The sequence below is a fragment of the Stenotrophomonas sp. YIM B06876 genome (assembly GCF_030711595.1).
Taxonomy (GTDB): domain Bacteria; phylum Pseudomonadota; class Gammaproteobacteria; order Xanthomonadales; family Xanthomonadaceae; genus Stenotrophomonas.
Window position 1 is genome coordinate 1 of sequence record NZ_JAUJUJ010000228.1, and the last position, 1265, is coordinate 1265.

At 66.1% G+C, this 1265-nt stretch carries 2 protein-coding genes; both read left to right on the forward strand.

What is annotated here, in order from left to right; genetic code table 11:
• On the forward strand, positions 1-603 hold a 603-nt coding region (locus QZH66_RS16310), incomplete at its 5' end, for a substrate-binding domain-containing protein (protein ID WP_305806927.1).
• A 69-nt stretch (positions 604-672) separates the two neighbouring features.
• Positions 673-1265, forward strand: a 593-nt coding sequence (locus QZH66_RS16315) for an aconitase family protein (protein WP_305806928.1), incomplete at its 3' end; no start/stop codon positions are given.

A 1265-nucleotide genomic window follows, 5' to 3' on the forward strand; every position in this document is an offset into this window, starting at 1 on the left:
GTCGAGGCCTTCCGCAGCGAATACCCAGACGTTTCCTTCGAGCCCGAGGTGGATTTGAGCACCGTGCTGTGCGAGAAGCTGGCGGCCGGCGCCATCGACTTCGCCATCGTGCCGCCGGTGTTCAGTGGCCCCGGCACCATGGCCATACCGCTGCAGAAGATGGAGCTGGCCTGGATGTGCCGCCCCGGCATGGTGCCGCGCACCAAGGCGCTGTCCCTGACGCAACTGGCCGGCTTTCCGATCCTGGCGCAGACCGGCAAGTCGGGGGTTGACACGGTGTACGACCAGTGGTTCCAGGAGCAGCGGATGTCGGTGAAAAAAACCTATGCCGGCAACAGTCTGGTGGCGCTGGCCGCCCTCACCGCCTCGGGTTTCGGCATCAGCTACCTGCCGGCGCTGTACTTTCGCGACCATGTCGCGCGCGGGCTGCTGCAGCAGATCCGGGTGGTGCCGCCGAGCCCCGCCATTCTGTATCACGCCATCTACCGCGAGAGCGACGAGATCGCCGGCTTCAGCGCGCGTTTCGCACAGCTGTGCGTGCGCATGTGCGACTTTGCCAAGCCGGCGGAAGATCCGCTGCCCGTGAAGCGCAGAAAAACATGAATTTTATTCACGATTTTCCACGATATTAAATCGCTTTTAATTTGCACCAGGTGCTTCGATACTGAGCCCATGCACGGAAAGACGATTGCCGAAAAAATCCTGTCCCGCGCCGCCGGCAAGGCGGTGCGGGCCGGCGAGATCGCCATCTGCACGCCCGACCTGGCCATGGGCACAGACGGCTCCATCCCCATGGCGCTGGACTACCTGGAGGCCATCTGCCCCAGTGCCGCGCCATGTGCGCCGCAGCGCTTGGTGTTCGCGCTCGACCACTACGGCCCGGCCTCCGGCGCCAAGGCGCAGGCGCTGCAGCAACGTGCCCGGGTCTACGCCCTGGCCCATGGCATCGCCACCATCGAGGCGGGTGCCGGTATCGGGCACCAGTGCATCCTGGAGTCGGGTGGGGCGCGACCGGGCCGGCTGCTGGTGGGGGCCGACTCGCACAGTACCTCGTACGGCGCGGCCAATGCCTTTGCCACCGGCATCGGCTCGTCGGATCTGGCCGGTGTCATGCTGTGCGGCAAGGTCTGGCTCAAGGTGCCTGAGACCATGCGCGTCACCCTAACCGGCTGCCTGGCACCGGGTGTGTCGGCCAAGGACGTGGCGCTGACCCTGGCGCGCCTGCGCGGCGCCGACGGCGCCAACTACCGGGCCATGGAATTCCA